The sequence below is a fragment of the Mesorhizobium sp. RCAM 06353 genome, assembly GCF_059683585.1.
In genome coordinates this window covers 4,466,718-4,482,168 of record NZ_CM185031.1, presented here as the reverse complement: position 1 = coordinate 4,482,168, position 15,451 = coordinate 4,466,718, and the positions used below count along the sequence as shown (strand labels likewise).

Below are 15,451 nucleotides of genomic sequence, written 5' to 3'. Positions count from 1 at the left end.
GCGATGTCGGCACTGGAATTTCCCAAAGCTCCGTCAGACAAGAAGGCCCTGGAAGAAGGCGCGGTGTTGTCACCGCGCTTCGACGCCGCAGGCCTTGTCACCGTTGTCGTCACCGATGCCGAAGACGGCATACTGTTGATGGTCGCGCATATGAATGCCCAGGCCCTGGCGCTGACACTGGAGACGGGCATCGCCCACTACTGGTCACGCTCGCGCAATGCGCTTTGGAAAAAGGGCGAGACCTCGGGCAATTTCCAGCACGTCGTCGAGATGCGCACCGACTGCGACCAGGACGCATTGTGGCTTCGCGTTAAAGTGTTGGGCCACGACGCAACCTGTCACACCGGCCGGCGTTCATGCTTTTATCGGACGGTGGGGCTGGTTGACGGCAAGGCGACACTTGCCGATGATGGCAGCAAGCCGCTGTTCGATGCGGAAACCACGTATCGGAAGCCATCGTCTTGAACCTTCTGCCTAACACCAACCACACAGATTCATCATTTCGATACGGCCCGTCCGTATATTAGCCTTGGGACAAGGGAGATCGTGATGCTCGAGTGGGCGTCATTGCGTAACAGACCGGACGTGAGAGAGGCCAACGGCCCCGCTTCGTCCGGTGGCGCGTCCGAGCAAACACCGGCAAGGAAAACAGGCATTTCGCTCGCCCTTGGCGGCGGCTGCGCCAGAGGCTGGGCGCATATCGGCGTGCTGCGCGCGCTCGATGAAGCCGGCATCGAAGTCTCGATGATCGCCGGCACCTCGATCGGCGCGCTGGTCGGCGGCTGTTATCTCGCCGGCAAACTGGATGAGCTGGAAGAATTCGCCCGCAGCCTCACCAAGCGGCGCATCTTCGGCCTGCTCGATCTCAATCTGCGTGGCAGTGGCCTGTTCGGCGGCATGAAGCTCGATGCACGACTGCGCGAGCACATGGCCGGTATTCGTTTCGAGGATTTGGCCAAGCCGTTCGTCGCCGTCACATCCGAAATTCGCACCGGCCACGAGATCTGGCTGTCGAGCGGCTCGCTGATCACGGCGATGCGCGCATCCTATGCATTGCCTGGCGTGTTCGAGCCGGTGAACTGCAACGGCCGTGTGCTGGTAGACGGCGCGCTGGTCAATCCGGTGCCGGTATCGGTCTGCCGCGCCTATGAGCAGCCGCTCGTCGTTGCGGTCAACCTCCACTACGACCTGTTCGGCCGCGCCGCCGTGATCAAGCACAGCGCCGGCGAACTGGTCGTCGAAAAGGACGCGCCGCGCGCCGGCCACGTCGACCCAAATCACCAGTCGCATCAGACGCGCCTTGGCATCACCGGCGTCATGGTCGAAGCCTTTAACATCATCCAGGACCGCATCTCGCGCGCCAGGCTGGCCGGCGATCCGCCCGACATGTCGCTGCAGCCCAAGCTCAGCCATATCGGCCTCACCGAGTTCCATCGCGCCGACGAGGCGATCCAGCTCGGCTACCAGGCGACGATGGCGCAGATCGGCGAACTGAGCCGGCTGCAGACCGTTCTCGCCTGATCCAACCTCACGCCCGCGCCGCATCGACGATGCGAAATTGCACCGTGCGGTTGCCGTTCCAGTAATTACCCGACAGCGAGCCGGCGACATGCACGGTCTTGCCCCGGTTCTTGAACAGGAATTCGCCAAGCACCGTGTCGACGGCGCGAAAGGCGATCGCCTGGATGCGGCCACCGCTGTCCGACTGCAATTCGCAGCGGATGTGGTTGGTGCCGACGGGCCGGGCGTCGGCCAACCGATGGCGCGGCAGCACGAAAACCGGTGCGACGTGGCCGGCGCCGAAGGGACCGGCCTTTTCCAGCGCATCGAGCAGGCCGAGCGTCGCGCCTTCGGCCGCAAGCGCGCCGTCGATCGCCAGGCTTTCCTCGTCCTGCAGCCGAAACACGTCGGCGGCCGCCCGCTCCTCGAAGAATGCCCTGAGTTCGCCGAGCTTGGCGCGCTCAACGGTGATGCCGGCCGCCATGCCATGGCCGCCGCCCTTGACGATTAGCCCGGCATCGGCGGCTTCGCGCACCAATCGGCCGAGATCGAATCCCGACACCGAACGGCCCGAACCGGTACCTATGCCCATAGCGTTGAAGGCGATGGCAAAAGCCGGCCGGCGCGCATGATCCTTCAGCCTCGAGGCGAGCAGGCCGACAATGCCGGGATGCCAGTTGTTGCTGGCGGTGACGACGATCGCCGGTCCGTTGCCGCCGGCAAGCTCGGCATCGGCCTCGGCACGCGCCGCGGCCAGCATCTCCTGCTCCATCTGTTGCCGTTCCTGGTTCAGCCGGTCGAGCGTCTCGGCAATGGTCCGCGCCTCGACCGGATCGTCCGTCGCAAGCAGCCGGCTACCGAGAGCGGCATCACCAATACGCCCGCCGGCATTGATGCGCGGACCTATCAGATAGGCGAGATGGAAGGTGCTGACCGGTTCGCCAATGCGCGAAACCCGAGCCAATGCGGCCAGCCCTTCATTTTTCTGCTGGCGCGCCACTTGCAGCCCTTTGACGACGAAGGCGCGGTTGACGCCGGTGAGCGGCACCACGTCGCAAACGGTGGCCAATGCAACGAGATCAAGCAGCGAAAGCAGGTCAGGCGGCGCGACATCGCTCAGGCCACGCAGGATTTTTGCGGTCTGCACCAGGGTGAGGAAGACGACGCCGGCGGCACACAGATGCCCCTGCCCGGAGAGATCGTCGTCACGGTTTGGATTGACGACGGCAATTGCCGCCGGCAAGGCGCCGCCGACCTGATGGTGGTCGAGCACCACGACATCGGCGCCGGCTTCATTGGCCGCATCGACGGAAACGGCACTGTTGGTGCCGCAATCGACTGTGACGATCAGCGTCGCGCCGCGCGACACGAGTTCGCGCATGGCATCGGGATTGGGGCCGTAGCCCTCGAAGATACGGTCCGGGATATAGATTTCCGAAGGTATGGAGAAATGCGTCAGGAACCGCTTCAGCAAGGCCGACGAGGCGGCGCCGTCGACATCGTAGTCGCCGAAGATCGCCACCTTCTCCCTCGCCATCACTGCCGCGGCGATGCGGGTGGCGGCTTTGTCCATGTCGGTCAGCGAGGCCGGATTCGGCAACAGGTCGCGGATCGTCGGATCGAGGAAGCGCTCAGTCTCATCGGCGGTCACGCCGCGTCCGGCAAGCACGCGCGCGACGATGTCGGGCACGCCATGGCCCTGCGCGATGGCAAGCGCGACCATGTCCTGCCGTTCGGTCAGCCGATGCTCCCAGGAGAGACCGGTCACCGACTGCCTGACATCGAGGAAGAGGCGCTTGTCCCCCATCATGCGCTTTGCCAATTCATGGTTGGCCGCAGGATAATGCATGTCGCCCAAAAGTGCGCATCGCTTTTGGAACAACGACAGGCACAAACAACGGCCTAAAGCCGGGCAAAGCCAAGCGGTTCGCGGCGGGTGGCATCGCGGGAAAATTCAAGAAGAACTACGCTTTCCGCTTTTCAGCCTGGCGCCGGACCCATTCGTCGGCTGCATCCCCCATCGTCTTTTCCCGACCGTCCTTGAGCCAGGCCATGAAAAGTCGATCGAACCTGAACGCATCGCCGCATTCGCGGGTGAAAAAGCGGCGCGCATTCTGGGTGTTACGATAGGATTTCGTGATGGGCGTGGCACGCGAAATCGGATCCGCGTGCCAATTGAACGCATTCATCGTCAATCCTTGCGCGGCCAGGGTTCAGATGCAGCCAAGCGCTAGCAACTGCGGTGCGGCTTCGCAAGCAGGTCTAGAACTTATCCAGATCCTGGTGCCGGGCCTTGATCTCGCGCACGGTGCGTGACGACGAGCGCAGCACGATCGTGTGCGTTGTGATGTAGGTGCGGCCGAACTTGACGCCGGCCAGCATGTTGCCGTCGGTGACGCCGGTGGCGGCGAACAGCACGTCGCCGCGCGCCATGTCTTCCGCATGATAGATCCGCTTCGGATTGGAAATGCCCATCTTCGCCGCGCGTGCGACCTTTTCTGGCGTGTCGAGGATCAGCCGGCCCTGCATCTGGCCGCCGGTGCAGCGCAGCGCGGCCGCCGCCAGCACGCCTTCCGGCGCGCCACCGGTGCCGAGATAGATATCGATGCCGGTTTCTTCCGGGTCGGTGGTGTGGATGACACCGGCAACGTCGCCATCGCCGATCAGCCGGATGGCGGCACCCGTGGCGCGCACGGCCTCGATCAGCTTGGCATGGCGCGGCCGGTCTAGGATGCAGGTGGTGATGTCGGATACCGCGACGCCCTTGGCCCGCGCCAGGCTGGCGATGTTTTCGGCCGGCGAGGCATCGATGTCGATGACGCCTTCTGCACAGCCCGGACCAATGGCGATCTTGTCCATGTAGACGTCGGGCGCGAACAACAGGCTGCCCTTCTCGGCGATGGCGATGACGGCAAGCGCGTTGGGCAGGTTCTTGGCGCAGATCGTCGTGCCCTCGAGCGGATCGAGCGCGATATCGACGGCGGGTCCTTTGCCGGTGCCGACCTCCTCACCGATATAGAGCATCGGCGCCTCGTCGCGCTCGCCTTCGCCGATCACTACGGTGCCCTTGATGGCAAGGCGGTTGAGCTCCTGGCGCATGGCGTCGACAGCGACCTGGTCGGCCGCCTTCTCGTCGCCGCGCCCGCGCAGCCTGGCGGCCGCGACGGCGGCCCTTTCGGTGACGCGCACCAGTTCCATGGTGAGTATCCGGTCAAGACCGGCGACAATGTTCTGGGCCACATTCATTTTCGGGAAATCCTCGTTCGCACGTCGCCTCCCGCCGGAGGCGCGCCTGTTTTGTCAAACGAGCATGACAACGGCAAGACCTGCCGAATATTTTATCGAAAGGTCAGCAATATCAATCGATTGAAGCGCATTCCCAACAAGATTGTGGCCCGGTCGGAAACGACCGGGCCACTCAGAAGACGTCCAAATTGTGGGTCTCGCGACCTAGAAAACCGCGAGGTATTTGAGCAGCGAAATGATGCCGATGATGATGACGATAACCTGCACGATCTGCCGCATCTTGGCGTCGAGCGGCAGCCGCTGGACGAGATAGAGAACGAGAATGATGACGAGAAATGTGATCAGAATGCCGATCAGCATGGATGAAGCCACGGTGCCCTCCTGGAAATGATTTCTTGAAACGGGAGCCGGCAACGCCGGCTCAATGCCGGCGCGCTCAATACCAGCGGCGCGATGTGTCGTTGTTCAACGACTGGCCGACGGCAATTCCAGCCAGGAAGCCGAGCAGGCCGATGACGCCGACCACGGCGGTCGTCGTGCCCGGATTGTCGCGGGCGACTTCCGAAACCGCCTGAGCCTGGCTGCGCAGCTGTTGTGCCGTCCGCGATGCACGCGCCGACGCCGTCTCGTAGAAATCCGAAGCCTGCTCGCTGGCGTCATCGAGCATTTCCGCGCCCCGTGCCGAAATGCTCTTGTTGATCTTGGTGATCTCCTTGCGCAGTTCAGCGATCTGTTTTTCCAGCGTTTTCTGGATGTCGTCGATGTGAGGGGTGTCGGATTTGTTGTTATCGGCCATGAAGTGGCTCCCTTGGTTGCTGACCAAGAGAACGACGCCGCAACGATTTCGTTCCGGTCTATTCGCGGCTGGTAGCCAATCGGATCGACCGCGAGGCCGGAGGGGATTCTTCCCCCCGGGACGGAGCTACCCTGCCCGCTCGATGCGGATGACCTGCGGTTTGTCGGTCAGGTGACCGTCCTTGGTGATGCCGTCCACGGCCTTGCGCACGGCGGCCTCGGTGGTCTCGTGCGTCACCAGGATCACTGTCTTCTGCGCCGCCGCCTCGCCGCTGATCGCGTGCTGGACGATCGATTCCAGCGAAATATCGTTATCGGCCATGCGCTTGGCGATCGCGGCGAAGACGCCGATGCGATCGTGCACGGTCAGCCGGATGAAGTAGCCGCCGGCATGGCTGCGCATCTGCGCCTTCTTGTACGGCCGCAATTCCTTCGCCGGCCGGCCGAACACCGGACCATGCTGGAAGCCTGGCCGGCTCTTGGCGATGTCGGCGACGTCGCCGATGACAGCCGAGGCGGTGGCGTTGCCGCCGGCGCCGGGGCCGGAGAGCAGCAACTCGCCGAGAATGTCGGTCTCGATCGCCACCGCATTGGTGACGCCATGCACCTGCGCGATGACGGAGGCCGTCGGCACCATGGTCGGATGCACGCGCTGCTCGATGCCGCTTTCGGTGCGTTGGGCGACACCGAGCAGCTTGATCCGGTAGCCTAAATCGCCGGCCGCGCGGATGTCGGCCTGGGTGATGTTGGAAATACCTTCCATGTAGATGTCGTTGGCGGCGATCTTGGTGCCGAAGGCAAGGCTGGTCAGGATCGACAGCTTGTGCGCCGTGTCATGGCCCTCGATGTCGAAGGTCGGGTCGGCCTCGGCATAACCCAGCCGTTGCGCATCCTTCAGGCAGGCATCGAACGAGATGCCCTCGGCCTCCATGCGGGTCAGGATGTAGTTGCAGGTGCCGTTCAGAATACCGAACACGCGGGTGACCGAGTTGCCGGCCATCGCCTCGCGCATCGTCTTGATGACGGGAATGCCGCCCGCCACCGCCGCCTCGTAGTTGAGCAGCACACCCTTCTTCTCGGCGATCTCGGCCAGCGCCACGCCATGCTTGGCGAGCAGCGCCTTGTTGGCGGTGACGACATGGCGGCCGGCTTCGAGTGCCGCCTTCACCGACAGGCGCGCCGGCCCTTCGTCGCCGCCGATCAGTTCGATGAACACGTCGATATCGGCGCTCTGCGCCAGCTTGACCGGATCGTCGAACCATTTTGCCGAACTGACATCGACGCCACGGTCGCGCTTCGGGTCGCGCGCCGAAACCGCTGACACGACAATGTCGCGCCCGCATTGCCGGGTCAGCTCGGCCGCCTTGTCGCGCAGCACGCGCGCCACCGACGCACCGACCGTGCCAAGACCGGCAATTCCAACACGCAATGCTTCAGCCATGGAAGGCGACGTCCCTCAAATCAGATCGAATTTTGCTTATCGGTGAGCGGACAGCGGCACCACATTGTTGGGCTGCTTGGCGCTGGTCGACAGGAAGCGCTTGATGTTGCGCGCCGCCTGGCGGATCCGGTGCTCATTCTCCACCAGCGCCACGCGCACGAAATCATCGCCATGTTCGCCGAAGCCGACACCGGGCGCCACCGCCACGTCGGCGTGCTCGATGAGCAGCTTGGAGAATTCGAGCGAGCCGAGATGCTTGAACGGCTCGGGGATCGGCGCCCAGGCGAACATCGAGGCCGCCGGGGCCGGAATGTTCCAGCCGGCACGGCCGAAGGCATCGACCATCACGTCGCGCCGCTTGTGGTAGATGTCGCGCACCTCGGCGATATCGGCGCCGTCGCCATTGAGCGCATGGGCCGCCGCCACCTGGATCGGCGTGAAGGCGCCATAGTCGAGATAGGATTTCACCCGGGTCAGCGCCGAGATCAGCCGCTCATTGCCGACCGCAAAGCCCATGCGCCAGCCGGGCATGGAGAAGGTCTTCGACATCGAGGTGAACTCGACGCAGACATCGATGGCGCCCGGGACCTGCAGCACCGAAGGCGGCGGATTGCCGTCGAAATAGATTTCGGAATAGGCAAGATCGGACAGGATGATGATGTCGTTCTTCTTCGCGAACGCTACCACGTCCTTGTAGAAATCGAGCGAAGCGACCAGCGCCGTCGGGTTCGACGGATAGTTCAGGATCAGCGCCAGCGGCTTCGGGATCGAGTGACGAACACCGCGCTCAAGCGCTGGGATGAAACCATCATCAGGCTCGACCTGCAACGAGCGAATGACGCCGCCCGACATGATGAAGCCGAAGGCGTGGATCGGATAGGTCGGGTTCGGGCACAGGATGACGTCGCCGGGCGCGGTGATCGCCTGCGCCATGTTGGCGAAGCCTTCCTTCGAGCCAAGCGTGGCCACCACCTGCGTGTCGGGGTTGAGCTTCACGCCGAAGCGGCGGGCGTAGTAAGCGGCCTGGGCGCGGCGCAGCCCCGGAATGCCGCGCGAGGAGGAATAGCGATGCGTGCGCGGATCGCGCACCACTTCGCACAATTTGTCGACGATGGCCTTGGGCGTCGGCAGATCCGGATTGCCCATGCCGAGGTCGATGATATCGGCGCCGCGCGAACGGGCGCTGGCCTTGAGCCGGTTGACCTGTTCGAACACGTAAGGCGGAAGCCGGCGAACCTTGTGAAACTCTTCCATGGCAGTTCCAGACAGCAAAAGGAGTGTTGGGCGCGCGCTATATACTCATTTGCAGGTAGGGTCGAGGGTGGGGTCGCATTTGCCTTCGATCTGCGTCAGCGTCTGCGGGCCATGCTTCTTGGCGAGGTCCGTCAATGCCGCCTGATTGCTGGCAGCGCCGCCACCACCTTTGGCGCCCTGTGCGTTCTTTGCTGCCTTAAGTTCGGCGAGCTTGGCCTTGCTCTCGTCCGGGGTGAGCTGTTTGTTCGCCACCTGTGGCGGGATGTTGAGGTTCGGGAATGTGCCGGTATCCTTGGGGCCTGCATTATCGGCCATCGGCACCGGACCGCTGCTGTTCGTGCTCGAACACCCGGCGATCCCCAACAGGACGATCGCCGCGCCGATGCGGAAAAAGCGTGCGGCACCAAAAAAAACAGTCTCGCCAATATTAATCGTCATATTGTTTCCTTGGCAGCCGAGGTAGAGCCAGATTGGACCCTGTCGGATGTCCCATGTTACTATGTCAAGAAAACGCTTCGGGAGGAACCCCGCGAACCATGTCCAAAACACCCGATTCGGGCAAAACGGAAGATGACGAGCCTTCGACCGTCGAGCAATATCTGGTTAAGGACCCGGAGCGCTTTGCCTTGAATATGGCGCGCATGGTCGAGCAGGCCGGCAAGGCGGCGTCCGCCTGGGCCGAACCGCGCGAACGCGGCGAAGTGCGCGACCACGTCGCCGAGCCGGTCGTCGACATGGTCAAGACCTTCTCCAAGCTCAGCGAATACTGGCTTGCCGATCCGCAGCGCGCACTCGAAGCGCAGACGCGGCTGTTCGCCGGCTATATGACCGTGTGGGCGAACGCCATCCAGCGCGTCAGTCCCAGCGCCGAAGGCCCCGACGATGCGGTCAAGCCGGAGCGCGGCGACAAGCGCTTCCAGGATCCGGAATGGGGCCGCAACGCCTTCTTCGATTTCCTCAAGCAGGCCTATCTCGTCACCTCGCGCTGGGCGTCCGAACTGGTCGATCACGCCGAAGGTCTGGACGAGCACACCCGCCACAAGGCGAGCTTCTACGTCAAGCAGGTGTCCAACGCCATCTCGCCGTCGAATTTCATCCTGACCAACCCGGAACTGTTCCGCGAAACCGTCGCTTCGAACGGCGAGAACCTGGTGCGCGGCATGAAGATGCTGGCCGAGGACATCGCCGCCGGCAAGGGCGACTTGAAAATGCGCCAGGCGGACTATTCGCCCTTCGAGATCGGCAGGAACATCGCCACCACGCCCGGCAAGGTGGTCGGCCGCAGCGATGTCGCCGAGATCATCCAGTATGATCCCGCAACGGAAACAGTGCTTAAGCGCCCGCTGCTGATCTGCCCGCCCTGGATCAACAAGTTCTATATACTCGACCTCAACCCGCAGAAATCCTTTATCCGCTGGGCGATCGAGCAAGGCCACACCGTCTTCGTCATCTCCTGGATCAATCCCGACGAGCGCCACGGCGCCAAGGGTTGGGAGGCCTATATCCGCGAGGGCCTGCAATACGGCCTCGACACGATCGAGAGGGCCACCGGTGAACGCGACGTCAACGCGATTGGTTATTGCGTCGGCGGCACGCTCTTGGCGGCGGCACTGGCGCTGATGGCGCAGGAGGGCGACGACCGCATCAAGTCGGCGACCTTCTTCACCACGCAAGTCGACTTCACCTATGCCGGCGACCTGAAAGTCTTCGTCGACGAGGACCAGGTCGCGGCGGTGGAAAAGTCGATGAACGAGAAGGGCTATCTCGACGGCACCAAGATGGCGACCGCCTTCAATATGCTGCGTTCCGGCGACCTGATCTGGCCCTATGTCATCAACAACTACATGCGCGGCAAGGATCCCCTGCCCTTCGACCTGCTCTACTGGAACGCCGATTCGACCCGCATGGCTGCGGCCAACCATTCTTTCTACCTGCGCAACTGCTACCTCGACAACACGCTTTCGCAGGGCACGATGGAACTCGCCGGCCACACGGTCTCGCTGGGCGACATCACCATCCCGGTCTACAACCTCGCGTCGAAGGAGGATCACATCGCGCCGGCGCTGTCCGTCTTCCTCGGTTCGAAATATTTCGGCGGCAAGGTCGACTATGTCATGGCGGGATCCGGCCATATCGCCGGCGTCGTCAATCCGCCTGCATCCAACAAATACCAGTACTGGACCGGCGGCACGCCAACAGGCGATTTCAACCAGTGGATAGCCAGTGCAACCGACCATCCGGGCTCGTGGTGGCCGCACTGGCAAAGCTGGATCGAGGACAAGGACAACACCCGCGTGCCGGCCCGCAAACCCGGCAAGCATATGAAAACCTTGGGTGATGCTCCCGGCAGCTATGTCAAGGTGCGTGTGTAACGGACTGTAATGTCTGGTGAGTTGACGGCTTGTCAAAAGCGGGCGAAATGGTGTCGTCAACCATCAAGCAGCCGTAATTCGGCAATCACTGTAAAAATACTTCCAGGCTTGCTGATTTGACACAGGTCTCGTTTCCGGATCGGAGACAAAGGTCACCTCGACGCAGACATCTTAGGCTGCGGCAAGGACATACCGACCGGACATCGAGGGGGAATTTGACTTTGAAATCAGCAGGATGGAGCCTCGCAAAGGGAGAACGCCGCGCCATCGTGGCAGCGCTCTGCTCTTTGCTCTTGGCCTCCTGCACCTCGGCCGGCGACCCGACAATGTCGGTCGGCATGCCCGGCTACAATGCCTCCGCCTCGAACATCAATGCGGCCGCCACCGGCAAGCCGATCGCCACCGCCGATTCGACATCGACGACGACGACTACGCAAACGACCGTGATGAGCGAAGGCGACACGGCGTTGCCCGAAAAGGTCGCTTACGTACCTGTGGCCAAGCCGCAAGCCGCTTTTCCACTGACAACGCCAGCCGGCGTTGAGACGATCGCGGGACAGACGCCGCAGGCCTTGCAGCAGCCGGCCCAGACGGCACAGCAGACCGACGCGGTCGCCCAGAAGATCGCCGCCGCCGATGCCGCCGTGACGACGCCGAAGCCCGCGGCGGCGCCGGTGATGAACAATCCGGTCTATGTGACCGCTGGCGAGGCGCCGCAAGCGGACGCGCCGAAGAAAAAAGGCTTCCTGGCCTCGATGTTTGGCGCCACGCCCGCTTCGGCAACGCCAGCGCCCCTGGTCACCACTAGGTCGGGCGAACAGCCGGCCGCGCAAGCCAAGCCGGCAGCGGCGGCAAAGCCGATCATCACGCTGGCCTCGGCCGACTCCACGGCAAAGCCGATACAATTGGCCTCGACCGGTGACGAAGCCGGTCACATTACGGGCGGCGACGCCTTGCCCGGCGTGCGCCAGACCGCCCTGTTCGAGATCAAGCGCAAATCCGGCCTCGACGACGAAAGCGACGTCGACCTCAATGAGGACGAGGGCCCAATCGGCGGCTCCTATCAGGTCGCGTCCGCCGCCGGCATGGCGCGGCTCGCGCCCAACGGGCTGCTCAAACAGAACGAGACCGTCGATGTCGCCTGCCTGAAGCCGTCGCTGGTGCGCGTGCTGAAGACGATCGAAGGCCATTACGGCCGCAAGATGGTAGTGACGTCAGGCTACCGCGACCCGGCCCGCAACCGCCGCGCCAACGGCGCCAAGAATTCGCTGCACATGTACTGCGCCGCCGCCGACATCCAGGTGCCCGGCGTCTCCAAATGGGAGTTGGCGAACTACATCAGGACCATGCCCGGCCGCGGCGGCGTCGGCACCTACTGCCACACCGAATCGGTCCACGTCGACGTCGGCCCCGAGCGCGACTGGAACTGGCGCTGCCGCCGGCGCAGCGGCGGTGGTGACGACGGCTAACGGCATTCACGCGCCTAGACTGGGCGTGTTAGCGGCCAAGATCGTTCCGCCAGCATTGTTCCAGCCTCCCGAACATTCGAGATTGACCGAAGCGTCCCCCCACTTCGTCATCCACGGGCGGAGCAGGAGCGAAGCTCCGTCGCGAAGACCCGAGGATCCATGCCGCGCCCTGGCCAAAGAGCGCTGCGGAACCGAATTCTGCACCGCTGCGGCGTCTCAAAAGTCGCAGCATGGATTCCAGGGTCTGCGCCGCGTCGCTTCGCTCCTTGCTCCGCCCTAGAATGACGAAGCGATGGGGTGTCTCAGCTAATGACCAGCCGTGCAGCCGCGACGAAACACCCATGTTTCCAAACACCGGAAAAAAGTTGTCCAAGGCGGCAACTGACGGGTTGCCGGTTGCGCACAACGTCAGTATAAGCCGCTTCGTCTGAGCGCGCCCATCGTCTAGCGGTTAGGACACCGCCCTTTCACGGCGGTAACAGGGGTTCGATTCCCCTTGGGCGTACCACCTTCATTTAACTGCCCTTTTCATTCAATGCCTTGCGGCGATGAATGTCCAACCTTTCAACCCGGTTCGACAAACCCTGTTCGCTTGTCGCCCTCGCCACCTTCTCCATGCCGGTGTCGCCGAGCAGCTTGCGGTTGAATTTCTTGACGTAGGTTCTGGCCTCATCCGGCGTGCGGTGCCCAAGGTAAGCCATGATCTCCGATTCGGTCGCCCCGGCATTGGCGAGGCGAGTAGCGCCCGCCTTGCGAAGACCATGCGAGGCGCAATGCGGCAGGCCGGCCGCGGGCCGGGACAGTTGGCATCGTTGGAAACGGCTGAAGGTGCTATTAGGCGAAGTTACACCCGCGTGTTAGCTATCCAGCCCTGGGGGTACCCGCTGGGCTTCCGACAGAGCGAAGGATTCCAGAGGTAGGTGGTTTCCGATGGACCGCGAGTTTTACGTCGACGGCAACTGGGTCTATTCGAAGGATGGAAAGCCCTCGCACTATTTCGGCTGAATGGAAATCGGGAAACTTGCCATCGTGGAGGCGAAGGGGCATGACGAAAACGATAGACGTTCGACTTAGCAATATATCCCTGCGAGCGGAGGGCAAAGCCTACACCATCGGTACGCTGTCCCGCTACACCGAGCAATACGAGGCAATGGTTGAGACCTTCGTCGCCAACGGCTTCGGCGTGGACGACTGCGAGTTCCTGGTCGTTGACAACCGGCGCGACGATCAATGGGACGCCTTCCACGGGCTGAACGAAGTCCTCAACCAGGCACAAGGCCGATACGTCATCCTCTGCCATGAGGACATCCGCCTCATGCAGGATGGCCGGGCTGAGCTCGACGCCCGACTGGCCGAGCTGACAGCGCTAGACCCGAAATGGGCGCTGGCCGGCAACGCAGGCGGGACCGATGCGGGCACCCTTGCGATCCGGATCACCGATCCGAACACCGGCGACACGGCGATGGGGGGGCCGTTCCCGGTTCGGGTCATGTCTTTGGATGAGAACTTCATCGTGGTGCGCAAAGGTCCGCGCATCGGCTTTTCCAGCGACCTCGACGGCTTTCACCTCTACGGCGCGGATCTCTGCCTGAACGCTGAAATCATGGGCCATTCGGCCTACGTCATCGACTTTCACCTGCAACACCTGAGCGGCGGAAACGCCGATGCGACCTTCTGGGCCGCAGCCAACGCCTTCACCGACAAGTGGCGTCGCGCCTTCCGAAGGCGAACGATGCGCACCACCGTCGCCATCCTGCCGATGGAGGGGGCGCCGGACTAATGGCCCGCAGGAAGCGTTGTTCGGCCGCGCAATAGGCGTGGTGCACGCGGAATTGTGACAGTGAGCCGTCACCGTCATTCTGTCATCGATCAGAGATTGAAACGCGCTCATCCTCAGACATTGCGCGTTCCTCTTGGCAAACTCGTCGAACTCGGCACAGATGCGCGCAATCATCGTGGCCTTGAACAACCACGCCGTCAGCGCCACGTCCGGCGAGACGGTGTGCTCGTCATAGAGGTCCGGCATGCCTCGGCATCTCGCTTGCCGTATCCGCGCGGCACCACGTCAGCAGAGGCGAGAGGCCAGCCGAGTTGGTTCCGGTAGTCGACAGAGTTGCTGACCTTCACCTCTCCCCTTGAGGCGAGGAACTCGATCTCGGCGACAGCACGCCGCTTGGCATATCGACAGGCCAGGGACGTGTCTCGACGTCGACCAGATCGGCGCGCAGCCCGGCAACGCGATCAAGCACGGCAGGGATGGTGTCGGCCTTCTTCATGCTGATCGGCAGCGACCAGGCCTTCAGCGTATCGACGCGCACTTCATAGCCGCCGGCTTGCCCTGCGCCCGGGCATGCATCGGCGGCCAAGTCGCGCTTCCACCCGTTGCCAGCATATCGGCTCATCTCGCGGGCGATCTGCGCAGCGGAGAAATGGAAGTCCTCGGCAAGGGCGATGAGGCAGCAATCGCGGGCGACGAGCGCGGCACGCTGATGGTGCGCCGACGATATCGCAGCCGCAAAGGCGAGCAGCGACGAGGCCGGAACGCCTGCCAGGGCTGCCTGGTCGATCGGGGATAAGTCGGCCAGCACCAGCCCGGCGCTCTCGTCGGCGAGGATGGCGGTGAAGGACACCGGTCAAGCCCCTCTCGCGCGGAGGAAGAGCCCGACATCAGGGAACGATATCGCCCGCGGTGAGTTGGAAACGCATGGACACTATGGACCCCCACGGCCACGGGACGGCGGCCGATAGCGCCGAGCAGCGACACAGACGGGCCGAACTCGCACTTGCCCGTTCGGAAGAAATGCTGGCCGCAAATATCGCGCGGCGCGCCAGGATGCGGTGTCTGGTCGAGGCCGTTGGCAGCGTGGCAAAGATCGACCGCCCCACCAATCGCGGGGGTTGAGCAAGGCCGGCGTCTCATTCGTCGCGACCCTCGGGCCACCGGCGCCACCACTCGCGCCCTGGGACCGTGGCCACCATGTCGACTGCGGCCGAGCGCGGCGCATCGTGCGCGGCCTGGTGCTCGGCGAGGAAGCGATCTTCCGGCATGCGTTCGACTGCCTCTGCCAAGCAGGCCAGCGATTGCTCGATGCAGACGGCGGCGGAGCGATAGGCGGTGATGCGGCGCTGCCTCCGCGGTGGCCGCCCATGGGCACGCAGCAGAACACAGCATCGGCGAAGGCGCGCAGTTCGCGGTCGATCACATCGCAGTCACTGCCGGCCGCATCATCTGGCGACGCGTGACCATGACTTGTTGCCGCCGATACCGATCAGCATCAAGGCCACGCTTGCGCCGGAGGATCGAAGCGACGTGGCGAATGCGGCCCTTACGGAAGGCGTCGGGAACGGGGTTACCTGGGCTGTCATCGGGCAAA

The 15,451-nt window shown here is 63.3% G+C and carries 15 protein-coding genes, 1 tRNA gene and 1 pseudogene; 7 read left to right on the top strand and 10 right to left on the bottom strand.

The genetic code is table 11. The annotated features are described in order from the left end of the window. Positions 1-3 precede the first annotated feature (3 nt). Complete coding sequence (gene hisI / locus AC56QX_RS21580) at positions 4-465, top strand: phosphoribosyl-AMP cyclohydrolase (RefSeq protein WP_497110484.1); 462 nt, start codon at positions 4-6, stop codon at positions 463-465. An 84-nt stretch (positions 466-549) separates the two neighbouring features. Further along, on the top strand, positions 550-1,521 hold the full coding sequence (locus tag AC56QX_RS21575) for a patatin family protein (protein ID WP_497110482.1): 972 nt from the start codon (positions 550-552) through the stop codon (positions 1,519-1,521). Positions 1,522-1,528: 7 nt separating this feature from the next. Here AC56QX_RS21575 and recJ read toward each other — a convergent pair whose 3' ends face one another. After that, positions 1,529-3,310, bottom strand: coding sequence for a single-stranded-DNA-specific exonuclease RecJ (gene recJ / locus AC56QX_RS21570; RefSeq protein WP_497110481.1), 1,782 nt, complete (start codon positions 3,308-3,310; stop codon positions 1,529-1,531). A gap of 37 nt (positions 3,311-3,347) precedes the next feature. Here recJ and AC56QX_RS21565 point away from each other — a divergent pair, with 37 nt between their 5' ends. Next, on the top strand, positions 3,348-3,734 hold the full coding sequence (locus AC56QX_RS21565; protein WP_497110479.1) for a hypothetical protein: 387 nt from the start codon (positions 3,348-3,350) through the stop codon (positions 3,732-3,734). Positions 3,735-3,762: 28 nt separating this feature from the next. Here AC56QX_RS21565 and glpX read toward each other — a convergent pair whose 3' ends face one another. The 6 genes from glpX to AC56QX_RS21535 all read right to left on the bottom strand — a co-directional run bounded on the left by glpX (position 3,763) and on the right by AC56QX_RS21535 (position 8,674). Further along, positions 3,763-4,746 carry a class II fructose-bisphosphatase gene (glpX, locus tag AC56QX_RS21560; protein ID WP_497110477.1) on the bottom strand — a complete coding sequence of 328 codons (984 nt, stop codon included), beginning with the start codon at positions 4,744-4,746 and terminating at the stop codon, positions 3,763-3,765. Between the two features lie 204 nt (positions 4,747-4,950). Next, on the bottom strand, positions 4,951-5,118 hold the full coding sequence (locus AC56QX_RS21555) for a Thivi_2564 family membrane protein (RefSeq protein WP_172228433.1): 168 nt from the start codon (positions 5,116-5,118) through the stop codon (positions 4,951-4,953). Between the two features lie 64 nt (positions 5,119-5,182). Further along, positions 5,183-5,542 carry a hypothetical protein gene (locus AC56QX_RS21550; RefSeq protein WP_497110476.1) on the bottom strand — a complete coding sequence of 120 codons (360 nt, stop codon included), beginning with the start codon at positions 5,540-5,542 and terminating at the stop codon, positions 5,183-5,185. Positions 5,543-5,668: 126 nt separating this feature from the next. Beyond that, entirely contained in the window at positions 5,669-6,982 is a 1,314-nt protein-coding gene (locus tag AC56QX_RS21545) for a homoserine dehydrogenase (protein WP_497110474.1), read from the bottom strand. A 36-nt stretch (positions 6,983-7,018) separates the two neighbouring features. Beyond that, positions 7,019-8,236, bottom strand: coding sequence for an LL-diaminopimelate aminotransferase (locus AC56QX_RS21540; RefSeq protein WP_497110473.1), 1,218 nt, complete (start codon positions 8,234-8,236; stop codon positions 7,019-7,021). Positions 8,237-8,281: 45 nt separating this feature from the next. Then, the gene (locus AC56QX_RS21535) at positions 8,282-8,674 is read right to left on the bottom strand and encodes a hypothetical protein (protein WP_497110472.1); all 393 of its coding nucleotides are present in this window, start codon (positions 8,672-8,674) and stop codon (positions 8,282-8,284) included. Positions 8,675-8,772: 98 nt separating this feature from the next. On the opposite strand from AC56QX_RS21535, the gene phaC reads away from it, so the two are divergent. The 3 genes from phaC (at position 8,773) to AC56QX_RS21520 (ending at position 12,585) form a co-directional block, all read left to right on the top strand. Continuing rightward, a complete protein-coding gene (gene phaC, locus AC56QX_RS21530; RefSeq protein WP_497110471.1) occupies positions 8,773-10,608 on the top strand; it encodes a class I poly(R)-hydroxyalkanoic acid synthase in 1,836 nt (611 codons plus the stop codon). Positions 10,609-10,823: 215 nt separating this feature from the next. Further along, positions 10,824-12,077 carry a YcbK family protein gene (locus tag AC56QX_RS21525; protein ID WP_497110470.1) on the top strand — a complete coding sequence of 418 codons (1,254 nt, stop codon included), beginning with the start codon at positions 10,824-10,826 and terminating at the stop codon, positions 12,075-12,077. Between the two features lie 433 nt (positions 12,078-12,510). Continuing rightward, a tRNA-Glu gene (locus AC56QX_RS21520) sits at positions 12,511-12,585 on the top strand. 7 nt (positions 12,586-12,592) lie between these two features. Here the strand turns inward: AC56QX_RS21520 and AC56QX_RS21515 are convergent. Then, positions 12,593-12,778 (bottom strand): hypothetical protein, encoded by a 186-nt coding sequence (locus AC56QX_RS21515; protein ID WP_497110468.1) that lies wholly within the window; start codon positions 12,776-12,778, stop codon positions 12,593-12,595. Between the two features lie 3 nt (positions 12,779-12,781). Further along, positions 12,782-12,859 (bottom strand): annotated as a pseudogene (locus AC56QX_RS21510) (tyrosine-type recombinase/integrase); the annotation flags it as partial. Between the two features lie 368 nt (positions 12,860-13,227). Between AC56QX_RS21510 and AC56QX_RS21505 the strand changes: the two are divergent. Further along, on the top strand, positions 13,228-13,857 hold the full coding sequence (locus AC56QX_RS21505; RefSeq protein ID WP_475450396.1) for a hypothetical protein: 630 nt from the start codon (positions 13,228-13,230) through the stop codon (positions 13,855-13,857). A gap of 343 nt (positions 13,858-14,200) precedes the next feature. Here the strand turns inward: AC56QX_RS21505 and AC56QX_RS21500 are convergent, their stop codons facing one another. Beyond that, positions 14,201-14,707 (bottom strand): hypothetical protein, encoded by a 507-nt coding sequence (locus AC56QX_RS21500; RefSeq protein WP_497110466.1) that lies wholly within the window; start codon positions 14,705-14,707, stop codon positions 14,201-14,203. Positions 14,708-15,451: the final 744 nt, after the last annotated feature.